This is a genomic window from Caldimonas mangrovi, assembly GCF_023721835.1.
Classification (GTDB): Bacteria; Pseudomonadota; Gammaproteobacteria; order Burkholderiales; family Burkholderiaceae_C; genus Caldimonas; species Caldimonas mangrovi.
In genome coordinates this window covers 139,294-157,142 of the sequence record NZ_JAMKFE010000008.1, presented here as the reverse complement: position 1 = coordinate 157,142, position 17,849 = coordinate 139,294, and the positions used below count along the sequence as shown (strand labels likewise).

At 67.4% G+C, this 17,849-nt stretch carries 16 protein-coding genes; 2 read left to right on the top strand and 14 right to left on the bottom strand.

The window, feature by feature from the left end; all coding sequences use genetic code 11:
• Window positions 1–76 precede the first annotated feature (76 nt).
• The 7 genes from M8A51_RS14850 to M8A51_RS14820 all read right to left on the bottom strand — a co-directional run bounded on the left by M8A51_RS14850 (window position 77) and on the right by M8A51_RS14820 (window position 9,506).
• Window positions 77–1,279 (bottom strand): acetyl-CoA C-acyltransferase, encoded by a 1,203-nt coding sequence (locus M8A51_RS14850; RefSeq protein WP_251779247.1) that lies wholly within the window; start codon window positions 1,277–1,279, stop codon window positions 77–79.
• Between the two features lie 113 nt (window positions 1,280–1,392).
• Window positions 1,393–3,789, bottom strand: coding sequence for a 3-hydroxyacyl-CoA dehydrogenase/enoyl-CoA hydratase family protein (locus M8A51_RS14845; protein WP_251779246.1), 2,397 nt, complete (start codon window positions 3,787–3,789; stop codon window positions 1,393–1,395).
• A 109-nt stretch (window positions 3,790–3,898) separates the two neighbouring features.
• Window positions 3,899–4,339, bottom strand: coding sequence for a DUF2147 domain-containing protein (locus M8A51_RS14840; protein WP_251779245.1), 441 nt, complete (start codon window positions 4,337–4,339; stop codon window positions 3,899–3,901).
• A gap of 73 nt (window positions 4,340–4,412) precedes the next feature.
• Window positions 4,413–6,203 carry an acyl-CoA dehydrogenase C-terminal domain-containing protein gene (locus M8A51_RS14835; RefSeq protein WP_251779244.1) on the bottom strand — a complete coding sequence of 597 codons (1,791 nt, stop codon included), beginning with the start codon at window positions 6,201–6,203 and terminating at the stop codon, window positions 4,413–4,415.
• Window positions 6,204–6,233: 30 nt separating this feature from the next.
• Window positions 6,234–6,941, bottom strand: a complete 708-nt coding sequence (locus M8A51_RS14830) for a TetR/AcrR family transcriptional regulator (protein ID WP_251779243.1) — start codon at window positions 6,939–6,941, stop codon at window positions 6,234–6,236.
• 220 nt (window positions 6,942–7,161) lie between these two features.
• Window positions 7,162–8,157 (bottom strand): FHA domain-containing protein, encoded by a 996-nt coding sequence (locus M8A51_RS14825; protein WP_251779242.1) that lies wholly within the window; start codon window positions 8,155–8,157, stop codon window positions 7,162–7,164.
• A complete protein-coding gene (locus M8A51_RS14820; RefSeq protein WP_251779241.1) occupies window positions 8,145–9,506 on the bottom strand; it encodes a S1C family serine protease in 1,362 nt (453 codons plus the stop codon). The genes M8A51_RS14825 and M8A51_RS14820 overlap by 13 nt, the downstream gene beginning before the upstream one ends.
• 153 nt (window positions 9,507–9,659) lie before the next feature.
• Between M8A51_RS14820 and M8A51_RS14815 the strand changes: the two genes are divergently transcribed.
• The gene (locus tag M8A51_RS14815; protein ID WP_251779240.1) at window positions 9,660–9,899 is read left to right on the top strand and encodes a hypothetical protein; all 240 of its coding nucleotides are present in this window, start codon (window positions 9,660–9,662) and stop codon (window positions 9,897–9,899) included.
• A gap of 330 nt (window positions 9,900–10,229) precedes the next feature.
• The gene (locus tag M8A51_RS14810) at window positions 10,230–10,787 is read left to right on the top strand and encodes an HNH endonuclease (protein WP_251779239.1); all 558 of its coding nucleotides are present in this window, start codon (window positions 10,230–10,232) and stop codon (window positions 10,785–10,787) included.
• Between the two features lie 117 nt (window positions 10,788–10,904).
• Here M8A51_RS14810 and M8A51_RS14805 read toward each other — a convergent pair whose 3' ends face one another.
• From M8A51_RS14805 to otnI, 7 genes are all read right to left on the bottom strand, one after another.
• Window positions 10,905–11,660 (bottom strand): SDR family oxidoreductase, encoded by a 756-nt coding sequence (locus M8A51_RS14805; protein ID WP_251779238.1) that lies wholly within the window; start codon window positions 11,658–11,660, stop codon window positions 10,905–10,907.
• 16 nt (window positions 11,661–11,676) lie between these two features.
• Window positions 11,677–13,125 carry an aldehyde dehydrogenase family protein gene (locus tag M8A51_RS14800; RefSeq protein ID WP_251779237.1) on the bottom strand — a complete coding sequence of 483 codons (1,449 nt, stop codon included), beginning with the start codon at window positions 13,123–13,125 and terminating at the stop codon, window positions 11,677–11,679.
• A gap of 11 nt (window positions 13,126–13,136) precedes the next feature.
• Complete coding sequence (locus M8A51_RS14795; protein WP_251779236.1) at window positions 13,137–14,447, bottom strand: TRAP transporter large permease; 1,311 nt, start codon at window positions 14,445–14,447, stop codon at window positions 13,137–13,139.
• 12 nt (window positions 14,448–14,459) lie between these two features.
• Complete coding sequence (locus tag M8A51_RS14790) at window positions 14,460–14,951, bottom strand: TRAP transporter small permease (RefSeq protein ID WP_251779235.1); 492 nt, start codon at window positions 14,949–14,951, stop codon at window positions 14,460–14,462.
• Window positions 14,952–15,013: 62 nt separating this feature from the next.
• The gene (locus M8A51_RS14785) at window positions 15,014–15,985 is read right to left on the bottom strand and encodes a TRAP transporter substrate-binding protein (RefSeq protein ID WP_251779234.1); all 972 of its coding nucleotides are present in this window, start codon (window positions 15,983–15,985) and stop codon (window positions 15,014–15,016) included.
• A gap of 47 nt (window positions 15,986–16,032) precedes the next feature.
• Entirely contained in the window at window positions 16,033–17,052 is a 1,020-nt protein-coding gene (gene denD, locus M8A51_RS14780) for a D-erythronate dehydrogenase (protein ID WP_251779233.1), read from the bottom strand.
• Complete coding sequence (otnI, locus tag M8A51_RS14775) at window positions 17,049–17,846, bottom strand: 2-oxo-tetronate isomerase (protein WP_251779232.1); 798 nt, start codon at window positions 17,844–17,846, stop codon at window positions 17,049–17,051. Before otnI ends, denD begins: the two co-directional genes overlap by 4 nt.
• Window positions 17,847–17,849 lie beyond the last annotated feature (3 nt).

Below are 17,849 nucleotides of genomic sequence, written 5' to 3'. Positions count from 1 at the left end.
GCCCGCCTCGCGCGTCGCACAAACGACAAGGGCCGCCCCGTGAACGATGGCGACCCTTTGCTTTGCGCGGGTGGCGTCAGACCCGTTCGAAGATCCCTGCCGCGCCCTGGCCGGTACCGACGCACATGGTCACCATGCCGTACTTCAGGTTGTGCCGTCGCAGCGCGTGCACGACAGTGGCCGAGCGGATCGCACCGGTGGCACCGAGCGGGTGGCCCAGCGCGATCGCGCCGCCCATCGGGTTGACCTTGCTGCGGTCGATGTCGAGCGTGTTCAGCACCGCCAGCGATTGCGCCGCGAAGGCCTCATTCAGCTCGATCCAGTCGAGCTGTTCCTTGGTCAGGCCGGCGTAGCGCAGGGCGGCCGGGATCGCCTCGATCGGGCCGATGCCCATGATCTCCGGCGGCACGCCCTTGATGGCGAAGCTGACAAAACGCGCCAGCGGCTTCAGGTCGTACTGCTTGATCGCGCGCTCGGAGGCCAGGATCAGGCAGCCGGCACCATCGGACGTCTGCGAGCTGTTGCCCGCGGTGACGCTGCCCTTGGCGGCGAACACCGGCTTGAGCTTGCCCAGCCCGTCGATCGACGTGTCGGGGCGCGGGCCCTCGTCGACGTTCACGGTGCGCGTCTTCGTGACGATCTCGCCGGTGGCCAGGTCGGGGAAGCGTTCGACGATCTCCACCGGCGTGATCTCGTCGGCGAACTCGCCGGACTGGATCGCCTTCAATGCCTTCAGGTGCGACTGCAGCGCGAACTCGTCCTGCGCCTCGCGCGAGACCTTCCACTGGTCGGCGACCTTCTCGGCCGTCAGGCCCATGCCGTAGGCGATGCCGATGTTCTCGTCCTGCGCGAACACTGCCGGGTTGAACGAAGGCTTCTGGCCCCCCATCGGCACCATGCTCATCGACTCGCAGCCGCCGGCGATCATCACGTCGGCCTCGCCGACGCGGATGCGGTCGGCGGCCATTTGCACGGCCGTCAAGCCGGCCGCACAGAAGCGGTTGACGGTCACGCCGCCCACGGTGCTCGGCAGGCCGGCCAGCAGCGCGCCGATGCGCGCCACGTTCATGCCCTGCTCGGCTTCAGGCATCGCGCAGCCGACGATGGCGTCCTCGATCGCCTTGGGGTCGAGGTTGGGCACCTGCGCCAACGCGCCGTGGATGGCCTTGACCAGCAGATCGTCCGGGCGGACGTTCTTGAAGTAGCCGCGGCCCGACTTGCCGATCGGCGTGCGCGTGGCCGCAACGATGTAGGCCTCTTGAACTTGTTTCGTGCTCATTTCCATTCCTTAGGTTCGGAAGGTTTCCCCTTCGAGTGCCACCGCGGATCCGGCTTTGCCGGCCCGCCGGTGGCGCCCCCTGGAGGGGGCGGCCGAAGGCCGTAGGGGGTGGTTCAATTCCTCACTGGCTTGCCGGTTTGAAGCATGCCCATGATGCGTTCTTGCGTCTTCGGGTGGTCCAGCAGCGAGCAGAAATGCTTGCGCTCCAGGGCCATCAGGTAGTCCTCGTTGACCAGCGAGCCGGCTTCGACCTCACCGCCGCACACCACGTCGGCGATCAAGGTGCTGATGTGGAAGTCGTGCTGGCTGATGAAGCCACCGTCGCGCATGTTGGCCAGCTGGCCCATGATGGTGGCCTTGGCCGAGCGGCCGGCGACCGGGAACACCACCTTGTGCGGGGGCCGGTAGCCGCTCTCGTACATGGCCTTGGCCTGCTGCGTCGCGACGTAGAGCAGTTCGTCCTTGTTCGGCACGATCACGTCGCTGTCCAGCAGGTAGCCGAGCTTGCGCGACTCGATGGCACTGGTGCCGACCTTGGCCATCGCGGCACTGGTGAAACCGTCCTTCACGAAGGCAAAGATGTCGGCGCCGGCATTGCCCGCGTTCGCCATCTCGGCCGCACGCCGCGCAATGTAGGCCAGACCGCCGCCGCCGGGGATCAGGCCGACACCGACCTCGACCAGGCCGACATAGCTTTCCATCGCCACCACCCGCTTGGCCGAGTACACCGCCAACTCGCACCCACCGCCCAGGGCGATGCCGCGGATCGCGGAAACCACCGGCACCTGCGCGTAGCGGATGCGCAGCATCGCGTCCTGCAGCTTCTTCTCCTCGGGCGCGATGCCCTTGGAGCCCTTGGCCATGAACACCGGCATCAGTGCCTCGAGGTTGGCGCCGGCCGAGAACACGTCGTCGGGCGACCAGATCACCAGGCCCTTGTACTTGGACTCGGCGATCTCGACCGCCTTCAGCAGGCCTTCGGTCACCGCCGGGCTGATCAGGTGCAGCTTGGCGGTGATGCTGGCGATCAGCACTTCGCCGTCCAGCGTCCACACGCGGACTTCGTCGTTCTTGAACTCCTGCGTGCCTGCCTTGAGCGGATCGGTGGCGCCGGCGCCGAAAACGGCTTCGGGGAAGTACTGGCGCTCATACACCGGCAGCGTGCTGCGCGGGATGTATCGGCCCTGCGACGCGCTCCACGAGCCCTCTGTCGTGTGCACGCCCGAATTTTCAGCGACCGGGCCGTCGAACACCCAGGCGGGCAGCGGCGCCTTGCTGAGCGCCTTGCCGGCCTCGATGTCCGCCTTCACCCATTCGGCCACCTGCTTCCAGCCGGCCTGCTGCCACAGCTCGAACGGGCCCTGGCTCATGCCGAAGCCCCAGCGCATCGCCAGGTCGACTTCGCGGGCGGAGTCGGCGATTTCGCCCAGGTGCACGGCGGCGTAGTGGAAGGCGTTGCGCAGGATGGCCCACAGGAACTGCGCCTGCGGATTGGTCGATTCACGCAGCAGCTTCAGGCGCTCGGCCGGGGCCTTCTTGAGGATGCGTGCGACGATCTCATCGGCCTTGCCGCCGGCCGGCACGTAGTCGGCCTTGGCCGGGTCGAGGCGCAGGATGTCGCGGCCCACCTTCTTGTAGAAGCCGGCTCCCGCCTTCTGTCCCAGTGCCCCCTGCTCGATCAGCTTCGCGAGCACCGGCGGCGTCGAGTAGCTGGGATAGAAGGGGTCATCGGCGAGGTTGTCCTGCAAGGTCTTGATGACATGCGCCATCGTGTCCAGACCGACGACGTCGGCGGTGCGGAAGGTGCCGGAGCTGGCGCGGCCGAGCTTCTTGCCCGTCAGGTCGTCCACCACGTCGTAGCCCAGGCCGAAGTTCTCGGCTTCCTTCATCGTCGACAGCATGCCGGCGATGCCGACGCGGTTGGCGATGAAGTTGGGCGTGTCCTTCGCGCGCACCACCCCCTTGCCGACGCTGGTGGTGACGAAGGTTTCGAGCTGGTCGAGGATCCCGGGCTGCGTGGTGGGGGTCGGGATCAGCTCCACCAGGTACATGTAGCGCGGCGGGTTGAAGAAGTGGATGCCGCAGAAGCGCGGCTTGATCTCTTCAGGCAGCGCCTCGGACAGCTTGGTGATCGACAGGCCCGACGTGTTGGACGCGACGATCGCGTGCGGCGCGATGTGCGCGGCGATCTTCTTATACAGGTCGAGCTTCCAGTCCATCCGTTCGGCGATCGCCTCGATGATCAGGTCGCACTCCTTGAGCTGGTCCAGGTGCTCTTCGTAGTTTGCCTGCTGAATCAGCGCGGCGTCTTCCGGCACGCCCAGCGGCGACGGCTTGAGCTTCTTCAGGCCCTCGACCGCCTTGGTGACGATCCCGTTCTTCGGGCCTTCCTTGGCGGGCAGGTCGAACAGCACGACCGGCACCTTCACGTTGACGAGATGGGCGGCGATCTGCGCTCCCATCACGCCGGCACCGAGGACGGCGACTTTGCGGACTTGGAATCGACTCATCATTTCTCCTTGAGTACTCAGTAGGCCCTGCGAACCAACCGTGGCGGTCGCCGGGCCATCCCGGGACGGCGGCTCCCCCTTGGGGGCCGCAGGCGTCCTGGGCGTCAAACTATTCGACGCGCTGCCAGACCTGCGTGCGACCCAGCAGCGGCGCCCCGATATAGCCACGCACTTCGAGCTTCTTGCCGCCTTCGACCGGCTTCAGGCGGACGCGATAGTCCTTGCCGTTGTTCGGATCGAGGATGCGGCCGCCGTCCCACAACTCGGGATCGTCGGCGTTCTTCTTGACGTTGCGTATGATTTGAAGGCCCACGATGGGCTGGTCCTTGCGCTCGTCGGAACACTTCTCGCACACCGCGCCGGGCTTGGCCGTCGGGTCGAGGACCTTCTCGACGCGGCCGACCAGGGCGCCGTCCACTTCAGCGATGCGCACCAGAGACTTTTCCTTCTTGGTCTCGTCGTCGATCGTCTTCCACAGCCCCACCGGCGTGGACTGCGCGAAAGCGGTGCCGGCGGCCAGCAGCGCGACCAGGGCCAGAAGCTTCTTCATCTCGTCTCCTTGAGAGGTGGTTGGCTGCGACGGGGCCGGTCTTGTTTCTTCGGGGCCGACCCCGCGGGGCAGCTTAGAACAATGCCTCGTCCATCTCCATCAAGGGCTTGACGCCAGCGCGGGCAGAGCGGATCAGCGAAGCCGTCTCGGGCAGCAGCTTCGCGAAGTAGAAGCGCGCGGTCGCGAGCTTGGCCTTGTAGAACGGGTCGCCGGAATCCACCTTGGCCAGCGCGACCTTCGCCATGCGAGCCCAGAAGTAGCCGAACACCAGGTGGCCGCACACGCGCAGGTAGTCCACCGCGGCCGCACCCACTTCATCGGGGTTCTGGAAGGCCTTCATGCCGATCTCGGTGGTGAGCTTGGTCACCTTGTCGCCCAGGTCGGCCAGCGGGTTGACGAACTCCTGCATGTTCTCGTTGACGCCTTCGTCCTCGATGAACTCCTGCACCATCTTGCCGAACTTCTTGAGCTTGGCGCCGTTGTCGCCCAGCACCTTGCGTCCCAGCAGGTCGAGCGACTGGATCGTGTTGGTACCCTCGTAGATCATGTTGATGCGGGCGTCACGGACGTACTGCTCCATGCCCCACTCCTTGATGTAGCCATGGCCGCCGAACACCTGCATGCAGTGCGACGTGGCGATCCAGCCGTTGTCGGTCAGGAAGGCCTTGACGATGGGCGTCACCAGCGCGACCAGGTCGGCGCACTCGCGCTTGACGTCCTCGTCGTCGGACGAGATCTCCTTGTCGATCTGCAGCGCCGTCCAGATGGCAAGCGCTCGGCCGCCTTCGGCGTACGCGCGCGCGGTCAGCAGCATCTTGCGCACGTCCGGGTGCACGATGATGGGATCGGCCGGCTTGTCGGCCGCCTTGGGGCCCGACAGTGAACGCATCTGGATGCGGTCTTTCGCATAGGCCACCGCGTTCTGATAAGCCACCTCGGTCAGGCCCAGCGACTGCATGCCCACGCCCAGGCGCGCCGCGTTCATCATCACGAACATCGCCTGCAGGCCCTTGTTGGGCTCGCCGACCAGCGTGCCGATCGCGCCGTCGAGCACGATTTGCGCGGTCGCATTGCCATGGATGCCCATCTTGTGCTCCAGGCCCGCGCAGAAGACCGGGTTGCGCGCGCCGATGCGACCGTCGGTGTCGACCAGGAACTTGGGCACCACGAACAGCGAAATGCCCTTCGACCCTTGCGGTGCGTCCGGCAGGCGCGCCAGCACCAGGTGCACGATGTTCTCGGCCAGGTCGTGTTCGCCGGCGGAGATGAAGATCTTCTGGCCGGTGATCTTGTAGGTGCCGTCGGCTTGCGGCTCGGCCTTGGTGCGCAGCAGGCCGAGGTCGGTGCCGCAATGCGGCTCGGTCAGGCACATGGTGCCGGTCCACTTGCCGCTGGTCAGCCGGGGCAGGTAGGTGGCTTTCTGCTCGGGCGTGCCATGCGCGTGCAGCGCTTCGTACGCACCGTGCGACAGCCCGGGGTACATCGTCCAGGCCTGGTTGGCCGAGTTCAGCATCTCGTAGAAGCACTGGTTGACGGTGATCGGCAGGCCCTGCCCGCCGAACTCCGGGTCGCAGCTCAGCGACGGCCAGCCGCCCTCGACATACTGCATGTAGGCTTCCTTGAAACCCTTGGGCGCCTTCACCTCGTGCGTGGCCTTGTCGAGCGTGCAGCCCTCTTCGTCGCCGCTCTGGTTGAGCGGGAACACCACCTCGGCAGCGAACTTGCCGCCCTCTTCGAGCACCGCGTTGATGGTGTCGACATCGACTTCGGCGTGCGCAGGCAGCTGCTTCAGTTCACTGGCGACATCGAGCACTTCGTGCATCACGAACTGCATGTCGCGCAACGGCGGGGTGTACTGGGCCATCAGAAAGACTCCTTGAGCAGATGTAGTGGGTTATCGGGTGGACTTGGTGGACTTGCGGGGTGCGGCGCCGCGCTTGGGCGCCTTGTCCGTCGCGTAGTGGCTCACGATGAATTCGAAGCCGCGGCGGGCCCGGTCGATCGACCCGGGCGAGCGCAGGAAGCGGGCATCGTGATGCAGGGCAAGAATGAGGCCGTGGATCTCGAACAGCATCTGCATGGGGTCGGTCTCGACCTTGAGGTGGCCTTCATCGACCGAGATGCTGATGGCGCGGCCCAGCGCCCGGTGCCACGCGCGCACCATGTCGGCCAGCGCGTCGCGCACCGGGCCGGGGCGGTCGTCGAACTCGACCGCACCGCTGATGTAGATGCAGCCCGAATCGATTTCGACCGACACGCGCTTCACCCAGCGCTCGAACAGAGCGCGCAGGCGCGGCAGGCCGCGAGCCTCGACCAGCGCCGGGAAGAACACCTCTTCCTCGAAGCGGTTGTGGTACTCGCGGATCACCGAGATCTGGAGTTCTTCGCGCGACCCGAAGTGGGCGAAGACACCCGACTTGCTCATGCGCGTGACCTCGGCCAGGGCGCCGATGGACAGGCCTTCGAGCCCGACCTGCGACGCCAGGCTCAGCGCCGCATCGAGAATGGCGGCCTTGGTCTGCTGGCCTTTTTGCAAACTGCGTGCGGGTTCGCGCGCCGTGTCGCGTACAGGCTTGATCGCGGTGTTGGTGACGACGCCCACAGGACCTCCGAAATAAAACGAACGGTCGTTCTATTTTGCAGAAATCCGCGGACCTGCAGTGAGTGGGGAGCAGGAATTTCTAGAGCTGCGTGCCTAGAAAGCGACAGACGGCTGAAAAACCGCGGGTTTACCCGCAAGCCCCACGGCCTGCCTCACGCCGCCTGGCGATGGCAGCAGTCTGTGCCAAGCACCGTCCGGCGGCAAGAGTGCAGACCCGCGCTCACTCGTCGGCGATGAACTCTTCGTCCTCCTCCGGCATGGCCTCGTCATCGCTCTCGCGCGCCTTGGCGTCGAGGCTGTCCTTCGTCGCCGCCACTTCCTCGAGAAACTCGTCCGGCGCGACTGCAGGCGCGAACCGGAAGGCCGGCGGCGGCAGCACCGTCAGGTAGAGCTCCGGGCCGAAGCGGTCTGTGCGCTGGTACTGGAAGGCCGCGACGGTCGCGAGCCCGGCGATCGCCGCAGCACCGACGCCCCAGGCGAACATGCGCCGTCGCTGTGGCAGCACGGCACCGAGGTGGGCGTAGACGGCGCCCGCGAACACCAGCACCTCGGCCGCATCGCGCACCTGGCTGAGCAGCACCCAGGACGTCATGAAGGCCAGCACACCGAGCACTGCACTGAGGACGCCCGAAGCCAGCAACCCGGTCGCGGCGATGCGCACGTGGGTCCAGTAGTCGAAGCGGTGCTGGAACAGCTTGGAGCCCAGCGCCCACAGAAAGCTCCAGCCAGCCAGCAGCGCGGCGACGCTGATCAGCAACGGCGCCAGGCCGCTGAGAAACTGACCCGGGTCGCTGTCGAGGTATTGCGTCCAGGCGCTCCAGCCGACCAGCCCCGTCAGCACCGCCAGCAAGGAAGCCATCCGCCAGGCACTGGGGCGCGGCAGCGGCACTTCCGGCGCCAGCACCTCACCGGCCAGCCGCACGCGCACGCGCGTGCGGCCGGCCACCCAGTCCTCGCCTGGCGAACGCACGGCCGCGCTGCCGGACGGCAGCACGTCGCGCCCGCAGCGCAGGCCGTTGACGGTTTCGCCGACCATCACGTGCAACCGGCCGTCGTCGGCACCGACGCTGAAGTGGTGCGGCGCAACGTGCGGGTCGTCCAGCACCACGTCGCAGTCGAGCGAACGGCCGATGCGCACCGGCCACTGCTGCACCGGCACCGCCTGGCAGACGGAGCCGTCGCGGTCGAACACCTCGATCAGGGCTATCTTGTCCATGCGTATCCCGCGAGGTAGTGGCCGACCAGCTTCATCGCATTGTCGAAATCGACGCCACGCGCGTCGAAGCGTCCCTGTGCGCCGAGCGTCGCATGATCCACCGTGGCGACCAGCACGCTCAGGTCGTACAGCCCGCGCAGCTTGCGGTAGGCCGAGATGCAGACCACCGCGCGCAGCGGCAGGCCGTCGCGGTCGACGAAGCGTTCCGTGCACTGTGCCGCCGTGCGGTGCCGGGTGGTGCGCTCGGGAAAGGATTCGTTGCGAAAGCTCTGCGAGTACTGCGACGCGAAACGCCAGCGTCCGAGCTTGCGGCCGTCGTAGGCTTCGTGCCGCACTGTGAAGCCGCCGGTGTGCAACCAGTCGGTGATGAAGATGTGAGTGTCCATTTCACAGTCGGAGCGCTCGAACTCCAGGCCCTTGGCCTCTGCCGGCGTCGTCGTGCCCCAGCAGCGCATGAAGGTCTCCTGGGGCACCGGGATCGCATAGCGCGGATGACCGGCCGGGCGCCACGGCTGCTGCAGGAAGCGCTCGGTCAGCAGTTTCTGGTGGCCCAGCAGTTGCTGTGTCAGCTGCGGATAAACCGGCTGCGTGATCGGCGCCGCTTCACGACTGCGCTCGAGCAGTTGTTCGGCAAATTCGCCGGGCACCAGGAAACTCACCTGCTGGCCGTCGCGCCGGGTCGCGACGTTGACGCCCATCACACGGCCGTCCTCGTCGAGCGCCGGGCCGCCGCTCATGCCGGGGTTCAGCGCGCCGGCGAAGAAGATGTTGGGGTAAAAGCTGCGCTCGACCAGACCGTTGTAGTTGCCTTCGAGCACCGCGAAGCCCACGTCGAGCGGGTTGCCGAGCGAGTAGATGCGCTCGCCTTTGGCGAGGCTCTTGTCGGCCGGCCGAAAGGCAAGCGGCTTGCGCCCCTGCAGCCCGCCGTCGGCGCCGCGCACCAGCGCGAGGTCGTGGATAGCGTCGAAGGCCAGCAGTTCCAACGGCCCTTCCCTGCCGTCGGCGGTGGTGTAGACGATGCGGTAGCGCTCCGGCTGCAGCGCCACCTGGCTGATCACGTGGTAGTTGGTGATCAGGTGGCCCTCGGCCGTGACGACGAAGGCCGAACCCACCGACGACTGGCTGGCCTGCCCCTTGAGCAGCGTGCGCACCTGCACCAGTTGTACCCGGGTGCGTTCGTACAAGCGCTGCGCCGACGCGGAGACGGGCTCCACCGGCCGCGGCGGCTGCGCCTGTTCCGGCGCAGAGGCTCCAGGAGCGGGAGGTGCGACGGGCTGCGCCAGGGCAGCCACGAGCGGCAGGCACAGCACGGGCGCCGCGCAGCGCCGCAGGAATAAGGCAAGGCTCATGGCGCGATTGTGTCGGAAGCCGCAGTCCGCGGGCTCCCCGCGAAGGGCGATGGCCGTCCTGTTCAAAGCCGATGTACAGGCGCAGAATCCTTCGCGCCGCCTTGCTCGTTGCGGACGCGGCCGTGTTCCAGCCCTTCAACCAAGGAGACGTTCATGAAGAAGATCCGTTCGCTGCTCGCCACGCTGGCGCTGGTCAGCCTGCCGGCTTTCGCGTTCCACTGCCCGGCGGACATGAAGAAGATCGACGAAGCCTTGCCCAAGGCCCAGCTCAACGACGCGCAGAAGGCCGAAGTCCAGAAGTTGCGCGCCGAAGGCGAGAAGCTACACAAGGAGGGCAAGCACCAGGAGTCGGTCGACACGCTGGCGAAGGCGATGAAGATCCTGAAGATTTAGACCACCCTTACCGCCTGCGGCGGCCCCTCAAGGGGCACCACCGGCGGACCGGCAAAGCCGGACCCGCGGTGGCTGCGCGGCTCGGTCGTGCCCTTGGCACGAACCTCTTGTCGTGGCGCACCGTGGCGTGGCGGCTTGATGACAACGCGGCGGGTTCCTGCCGCGTTGTTGTTTGGTGTGGGCCCGTGAAACAAGTCACTTGAGCCGGGTATGCAATTTGCAATATGCTGCGCGGATCAGTCCGATGCTGTAGCTGGTGTGGCCCGAAACCGCGTTGTGACGAAATCGTGATGCGCTGCGCGCGATTCCGCCACAACCTCACCGACAGGCATGGACATCCTGCAACTCGACGTGTCCGGCCGCCCCCAAGCGTGGATTTCACCGAAGGAGGCAGCCGTGCTGTATGCCAGCGACGGCATCGCCTGGACGCTGGGAGACCCCTTTTTGGTCCTGCGAGGGGGCATCCAGCGCCTCAGCGGCCTGCAGTCGCGCCTTGAGTTGCACCCCATCGTCGCCGTGCGCGGCTCGGTCCCCAGCCGGGCCTGGCGGCAGGTTCCGGCCCTGTCGAACACCAAGCTGTTCGCGCGTGACCGCTACCTCTGCGCCTACTGCGGCCACCAATTCCACGTCGACGACCTCACCCGCGAGCACATCGTGCCCACCTCGCGCGGCGGCCATGACACCTGGATGAACTGCATCACGGCCTGCCGGGGTTGCAACGGCCGCAAGGGCAACCGCATGCCGGAAGAGGCCCACATGACCTTGCTGTACCTGCCCTACGTGCCCAGCCTGCACGAAGACATGATTCTGCGCGGCCGCCGCATCCTGGCCGACCAGATGGAGTTCCTGCTCGCCTGCGTGCCGCGCACCAGCCGCCTGCACGGCTGAGCCGGTATTCCGAGGCGCCTCGCGTTGATCTCAGCGGACACCGCGGATCCGGCTTTGCCGGTCCGCCAGTGTCGCCCCCTCGAAGGGGGCAGCCGCAGGCCGTGGGGGGGTGGTCTTTCACACGCACCGCCCGCCGTCGACTTCGAGGCAGGCGCCGTTGATGAATTCCGCCTCGTCGGACGCCAGGTAGAGCGCCGCGTTGGCGATGTCCAGGGGCCGCGACAAGCGCCCCAGCGGCACCGTCGCGATGAACTTGGCGCGCCGCTCGGGGGTGTCCTCGCCCATGAACTGCGCCAGCAGCGCCGTCTCGCCAGCCACCGGGTTGATGACGTTGACGCGGATGCCGTCCGGGCCCAGTTCGGCAGCCATCGAGCGGCTGGTGGTGATGGCCGCACCCTTGCTGCCGTTGTACCAGGTGAGCCCCGGTCGGGGGCGCACGCCGGCAGTCGACGCGATCGTGATGAAACAGCCGCTGCGCTGCTCACGGAAGTGCGGCACCGCATGCCGCGCGGTCAGGAACAGGCTCTTGACATTGACCGCGTAGATGCGGTCGAACTCCTCTTCGCTCACCTCCAGCATGGGCCGGTTGCGGTGGGTGGTGCCGGCGTTGTTGACGACGACGTGCAAGCCCCCGAAGGTGTCGAGCGCGCTGCGGACCAGGCGGGCGACGTCGGCGTCCTTCGAGACATCTGCCTCGGCGAAAGCCGCCCGGCCGCCGGCAGCGCGGATCTCGGCGCAGACGCGTTCGCCGCCTGCCGGATTGAGGTCGTTGACGATCACCTGGCAGCCTTCTTCGGCAAACCGCTTGGCAATGCCTTCACCGAAGCCGGAGCCGGCACCGGTCACGATGGCGATCTTGTTCGCGAGTCTCATGGGTCTCTCCTGGTGATCAGTCGTGCTTGATCGCGATGGTCTTGACACGCGTGAACGAGATCAGGCCTTCGAGACCCTTCTCCCGCCCGTGCCCGCTGGATTTCACGCCGCCGAAGGGCAGTTCCACACCGCCGGCGGCGCCATAGTTGTTGACGAACACCTGGCCGCAGCGCATGCGTTTGGCCACGCGCAGCGCCCGCGAGCCGTCGCGCGTCCAGACACCCGCCACCAGGCCGAAGCGGGTGCCGTTGGCCAGCGCCACGGCCTCGGCCTCGTCGCCGAAGGACATCGCCGCCAGCACCGGGCCGAACACCTCGTCCTGCGCGACGGGGTGCTGCGCCGGCACGTCGCGCAGCAGCGTCGGTGCGAAGTAATAGCCGCCGTGCGGCACGTCCGGCTCGATGCGGCCGTGCGCCGCCACCGCGACACCGCTGTCGCGCGCTTCGTGCACCATCTGCCGCACATGAGCCAGTTGCGACGCACGGATCAGCGGGCCGCAGGCCAGGTCTGCCGCCGCCGGCCCGACGCGAAGCGCCGAGAACGCGGCCGTCAGCTTCGCGAGCAACGGCTCGTAGACGCCGCGCTGCACCAGCAGCCGGCTGCCGGCCGAGCAGGTCTGCCCGGCGTTCTGCACGATCGCGTTGACGATCACCGGCACGGCGGCATCGAGGTCGGCATCGTCGAACACCAGTTGAGGCGACTTGCCGCCCAGCTCCAGCGTGACCGGCACATGGTGCTCGGCGGCAGCCTGCGCGACACGGGTGCCGGTCAACGGTGAGCCGGTGAAGGAAATGTGGTCCAGTCCCGGGTGCGCCGACAGCGCCGAGCCGGCCTCGCTGCCGAGGCCGGTGACGATGTTGAGCGCCCCTTCGGGCACGCCCGCCTCGGCCAGCAGTTCGGCGACGCGCAGCAGCGACAGGCAGGCATCCTCGGCCGGCTTGACGACACAGGCGTTGCCGGCCGCCAGCGCCGCGCCGACCGAGCGGCCGAAGATCTGCAACGGGTAGTTCCACGGGATGATGTGACCGGTCACGCCGTGCGGCTCGCGGTCGGCCAGCACGGCGTAGCCGGGCAGATAGGGCAGCACCTGCCCGCCCACCTTGTCGGCCGCGCCGGCATAGAACTCGAAGTAGCGGGCGATCGCGGTCACGTCGTTGCGCGCCTGGGTGACGGGTTTGCCGCAGTCCTGCGACTCGATGCCGGCCAGCTCGCCGGCATGCTGCTGCACCAGCGCCGCGGCGCGCGCCAGGATGCGCCCGCGCTCGACGGCGGGCAACCGGCCCCACGTGCCGTCGAAAGCGCGACGGGCGGCGCTCACCGCCGCATCGATCTCGGCCGCGCCGCCGCGGGCGATCTGGGCGAACACCTGGCCGTCGGACGGGTCGATCACGGGCAGCGTCTCGCCGCTGGCCGACGGCACGCGGCGGTTGCCGATGAAATGCAGATGCACGGAAGGGGAACTCATGGCGCACTCCTTCATTGGGGCCCGATGACGGGCGCGACAGCCGGCGCGGCGAACATCAGGTCGCGCAGCCACAGGCTCATGGACGGAACGTAGGTGATCACCATCAGGCAGGCAAAGATCACCAGCACGAACGGCAGCAGGTGCTTGACGATGTGGTCGAGCGAGACGCGCGCCACGGTGCAGGCCGCGAACAGATTGACGCCGAAGGGCGGCGTGATCATGCCCATCGCCAGGTTGACCACCATGATGATGCCGAAGTGCACCGGGTCGACGCCGAAATAGGAAGCCACCGGCACGAGGATGGGCGCAAGCACGATGATCGCCGCCGAGGTTTCGATGAACATGCCGATGACGAAGAGCGCGAGGTTGACGCCGAGCAGGAACCACCCGGGCGACTTGAGCACCTCGGTGAGCCACTGGCCGATCGCATCCGGGATGCCGGCACGCGTGATGAGGAAGGCGAACAGGCCTGCATTGGCGATGATGAACATGATCACCGCGCTCGACACCACCGACTTGCGCAGCACCGGCATGAGGTCCTTCGGGCGCAGCTCGCGGTGGATCACGAGGCCGACCAGCAATGCATAGAACACCGCCACCACCGAGGCCTCGGTCGGCGTGAAGACGCCGCCGTAGATGCCACCGAGAATGATCACCGGCATCAGCAGCGCCCAACCGGCGCTCGCCGCCGCCTTGAGCACCGGGCTGCGGCCGTCGCCGTCCTGCTTGCCCCAGCCCTTGTAGCGGCAGTACAGGTGCACGAACAGCATCAGCGCGCCGCCGATGAACAGCCCCGGCACCACCCCGGCGATGAACAATTCGCCGATCGACACCTCGGCCGACACCCCGAACAGGATCATCGGGATCGACGGCGGGATCACGACACCGAGCTCGGCCGAGGTGGCCTGCAACGAGGCGGCATAGGTGCGGGGGTAGCCATGCTGCACCAGCGCCGGGATCAGGATCGCGCCGATCGCGAAGGTGGTGGCGACCGACGACCCCGACACCGCCGCGAAGATCATGCAGGTCAGCACGCAGGTCATCGGCAGGCCGCCCTGCACACCGCCGACGATGGACTTGGCGAATTCGACCAGGCGGCGCGAGATGCCGCCGGTTTCCATCAGGTTGCCGGCCAGGATGAAGAAGGGAATCGCCGCGAGCGGAAATTTGTCGATCGCGGTGAACATCTCCTTGGGCGCGAGGATCAGCTGGCGCGGCTCGTACAAGGCCATGCCGAGCATGGCCGCGCCGCCGATCGACACGGCGATGGAAATGCTGAGCGCAAAGCCCAGCAGCATCGTGAACAACAGGGTGAAGGACATCGTTTCCCGACGCTATTGCGCCGCCTCGAGCTCTTCGTCGAGCGGGTCGAAGTGATGGGCCAACACGGCCACCATCGCCAGGGCGGCCCCCACCGGCAAGGCGGCATAGGCCCACGAGATGGACAGCTCCAGGCTGGCGAAGGTCTGGAAGCGCACGCGCCACACCAGGTCGACGCCGAACCAGACGATCACCGCCAGGAAGGCCAGGCTCACCACGGTGATGAGCGTGCGCACCGTGGTGCGCCAGGCCCCGCGCGACAGACGCAGCATCAGGTCCACCGACACCAATGCCCCACGGCGGAACGCCACCACCACACCGAGCATCACCATCCAGATCAGCAGCCGCCGCATCGACTCTTCGGTCCAGGTGGACGGCTGCGACAGCACGAAACGCGTGACGACCTGCCACATGCCCAGGCAGGCGATCACCGCGAGCAGCGCGCAGGCGAGGGTCATCGCCAGCCCGCTGACGCCGCGGTCGAGGGCAAGAAGCACGGTTTTCATGCGGCCGACTCCGGCCCGCCGCTCCCCGGATGGGGACGCGGCGGGCGCGCTGGACAAGACGCTCACTTGACGGCCTGGATGGCCGCGATCCGATCGGCGCCGAACTCGCGCGCATAGCCCTGGTAGGCCGAGGCCACCGCCTTGCGGAAGCTGTCGCCGTCGACCTGCTCGACCACCTGCATGCCGTCCTTCTTCAGCTGTGCGATGCCGTTGGCCTCGTCGTCGTTGACCTTCTTGCGTTGCGCGGCGGCCCCCTTCTTTGCGGCTTCCGTGAAGACCTGCTTGTCGGCGTCCGACAGCTTGCTCCACACGGCGGGCGACAGGATCAGCGCGGCCGGCGAATACACGTGGCCGGTCAACGACAGGTGCTTCTGCACCTGCGAGAACTTGGACGCCAGGATCACCGGGATCGGGTTCTCCTGCCCGTCGACGGTGCCCTGCTGCAGCGCGGTGAACAGCTCCGGGAAAGGCATCGGCGTCGGCAGGATGCCGAAGGTCTTGTAGCCGTCCATGTGCACCTTGTTTTCCATCGTGCGCATCTTCAGCCCGGCCGCATCGTCGGCCTTGACGATGGCGCGCTTGGAGTTGGTCATGTGGCGGAAGCCGTTTTCCGTCCAGGCCAGGTTGATCAGCCCCTTGGCGGCCATCTTCTTCTGCAGGTCCTGGCCGATGGCGCCGTCCATCACCTTGCGGGCATGGTCGTAGTTGCGGAACAGGAAGGGAATGTCGACGACCTTGACCTCCGGCACGAAGTTGCCGAGCGGACCGGTCGAGGTGTTCACCAGGTCTTGGGTGCCGAGCTGCACCGCCTCGATCTGCTCGCGCTCGCCGCCGAGCGCCGAGTTGGGGAATTGCTGGCACTTGTAGCGGCCTTGCGTGCCCTTCTCGATCTCGTCGCAGAACACCGTGGAGCCGACGCCGTAGTGCGACTCCTTGGACGTCGCATAGCCGATCTTCAGCACGGTTTGCGCATGGGCGCTGGCGGCAAGGCCAAGGCCGGCCAACAACAGGACGAGGGTGCGGTTCAAGGGCATGTGTGTCTCCTACAGGTGTCGAACGAAGTTGGTTTTTCAGGTTCTTCTCAGCCAGTGCAGCTGCGGGCCTGTTCATTGGTGACCGCCGCAGCGTGGTCGCGCACGTACTGCAGCACGATGGAACGGAAATCGCCATCGGGGATGAGCCCCAGATGCGCGGCCCGCGCACTCGAGAAACGCGCCGGCCAGCCGCCGACGATGCGCGCAATCTGCGCATCGGGCTCGAAGCGCACCAGCGACAGCGCGGCGTCGCCGCCCACGCCCTGCAAGGCGTCGAGCATCTGCTGCACCGTGACGGTGAGTGCGGGCAGGTTGAGCGCCGTGCGGCCGCCGAAATCGTCACGCGGCGCTTCGGCGACGGCCATGAGTCCGGCAACTGTGGTGGCGGGCGACGACACGGCCACTGGCGTGTCGGGGCTCACCGGGCACACCGCGGGCTGGCCGGCCAGCGGCTCCCGCACGATGCCCGACAGAAAGCTCGACGCCGCGCCGTTGGGCCGGCCCGGGCGCACCGACACCGTCATCAGGCGCGCCGCGCGGCCATCGATATAGCCCTTGCGGGTGTAGTCGGCCACCAGTTGCTCGCAGACGAATTTGTGAATGCCGTAGCTCGATTGCGGTGTCGGCAAGGTGCGGTCGTCCACCACGTGCGGCAGCGGCAACGCCGGGTCGGAACCGTAGACCGCCACCGAGCTCGAGAACACGAAACGAGGTGCACGGCCGGCCGCCATCGCCTGGCGCCGGCAGGCATCGAGCAGCGCGCGGGTGCTGTCGAGATTGGAGCGCAGGCCGAGTTCGAAGTCGGCCTCGCATTCCGCCGAGACGGCCGAGGCCAGATGGAACACGGCGTCGTAGGGGGCATCCGTCAGCACGTCGAGCTGCTCCAGCAGGTCGCCCACGCGCACCTGCACCCGCCGGTCGTCTCGCAAGGCCGCGTCGGCAGGCGCCGCGAGATCGGCCAGCACGAGCTGCGAGATCGGGGCCCCCGCGAGGCTGCCGCGATCGAGCAGCGTGCGTGCCAGGCGGGCGCCGAGGAAACCGGCCCCGCCGGTGATCAGGACCCTCATGGCTGGCCTCCCGCCGCCGCGGTCGCCGCCCGCAACCACCCGAGCCCCACCGAGGAGCCGGCCCGCGGGCGGTACTCGCAGCCCACGAAACCGTCGTACCCGAGCTGGTCCATCAGCGCGAAAAGGTAGGGGTAGTTCACCTCGCCGGCGTCCGGCTCGTGGCGTTCCGGCACACCGGCGATCTGCACATGCCCCACCTGGGGCAGGTGGTGGCGCAACCGTGTGGCGAGATCGCCTTCCATGATCTGGCAGTGGTACAGGTCCATCTGCACCTTCAGATTGGGCGCGCCGACCTCGGCGACGATGTCGTGTGCCTGCTGCTGGCGGTTCAGGAAGTAGCCGGGCATGTCGCGCGTATTGATCGGCTCGATCAGCAGCGTGATGCCATGCGGTGCGAGTTCGGCCGCAGCCTGACGCAGGTTCGCGACATACACCGCGCGCAGTTGCTGCCGGTCCACGCCTTCAGGCACCAGCCCTGCCATCGCATGCACCCGTTTGCACCCGAGCGCCTGCGCATATGCGAGGCCCTGCCGTACCGATGCGGCGAATTCCTCTTCGCGGCCCGGTAGCGCCGCCATGCCGCGCTCGCCGGCGGCCCAGTCGCCCGGCGGCAGGTTGAACAGCGCCTGCGTGAGGCCGTGCTCGCGCAGCCGTGCGACCAGCTCAGCCGGCGCATGCTCGTATGGGAAGAGAAACTCCACCGCCTGGAAGCCGTCTGCCGCCGCCGCGGCAAAACGCTCCAGGAAGGCGTGTTCCGTGTACATCATCGACAAGTTGGCAGCAAAGCGGAGCATGGG

Coding starts and splice junctions, on each gene's coding strand:
- M8A51_RS14850 (WP_251779247.1), bottom strand. CDS start 1,279: ATGAGCACGAAACAAGTTCAAGAGGCCTACATCGTTGCGGCCACGCGC.
- M8A51_RS14845 (WP_251779246.1), bottom strand. CDS start 3,789: ATGAGTCGATTCCAAGTCCGCAAAGTCGCCGTCCTCGGTGCCGGCGTG.
- M8A51_RS14840 (WP_251779245.1), bottom strand. CDS start 4,339: ATGAAGAAGCTTCTGGCCCTGGTCGCGCTGCTGGCCGCCGGCACCGCT.
- M8A51_RS14835 (WP_251779244.1), bottom strand. CDS start 6,203: ATGGCCCAGTACACCCCGCCGTTGCGCGACATGCAGTTCGTGATGCAC.
- M8A51_RS14825 (WP_251779242.1), bottom strand. CDS start 8,157: ATGGACAAGATAGCCCTGATCGAGGTGTTCGACCGCGACGGCTCCGTC.
- M8A51_RS14820 (WP_251779241.1), bottom strand. CDS start 9,506: ATGAGCCTTGCCTTATTCCTGCGGCGCTGCGCGGCGCCCGTGCTGTGC.
- M8A51_RS14815 (WP_251779240.1), top strand. CDS start 9,660: ATGAAGAAGATCCGTTCGCTGCTCGCCACGCTGGCGCTGGTCAGCCTG.
- M8A51_RS14810 (WP_251779239.1), top strand. CDS start 10,230: ATGGACATCCTGCAACTCGACGTGTCCGGCCGCCCCCAAGCGTGGATT.
- M8A51_RS14805 (WP_251779238.1), bottom strand. CDS start 11,660: ATGAGACTCGCGAACAAGATCGCCATCGTGACCGGTGCCGGCTCCGGC.
- M8A51_RS14800 (WP_251779237.1), bottom strand. CDS start 13,125: ATGAGTTCCCCTTCCGTGCATCTGCATTTCATCGGCAACCGCCGCGTG.
- M8A51_RS14795 (WP_251779236.1), bottom strand. CDS start 14,447: ATGTCCTTCACCCTGTTGTTCACGATGCTGCTGGGCTTTGCGCTCAGC.
- M8A51_RS14790 (WP_251779235.1), bottom strand. CDS start 14,951: ATGAAAACCGTGCTTCTTGCCCTCGACCGCGGCGTCAGCGGGCTGGCG.
- M8A51_RS14785 (WP_251779234.1), bottom strand. CDS start 15,985: ATGCCCTTGAACCGCACCCTCGTCCTGTTGTTGGCCGGCCTTGGCCTT.
- denD (WP_251779233.1), bottom strand. CDS start 17,052: ATGAGGGTCCTGATCACCGGCGGGGCCGGTTTCCTCGGCGCCCGCCTG.
- otnI (WP_251779232.1), bottom strand. CDS start 17,846: ATGCTCCGCTTTGCTGCCAACTTGTCGATGATGTACACGGAACACGCC.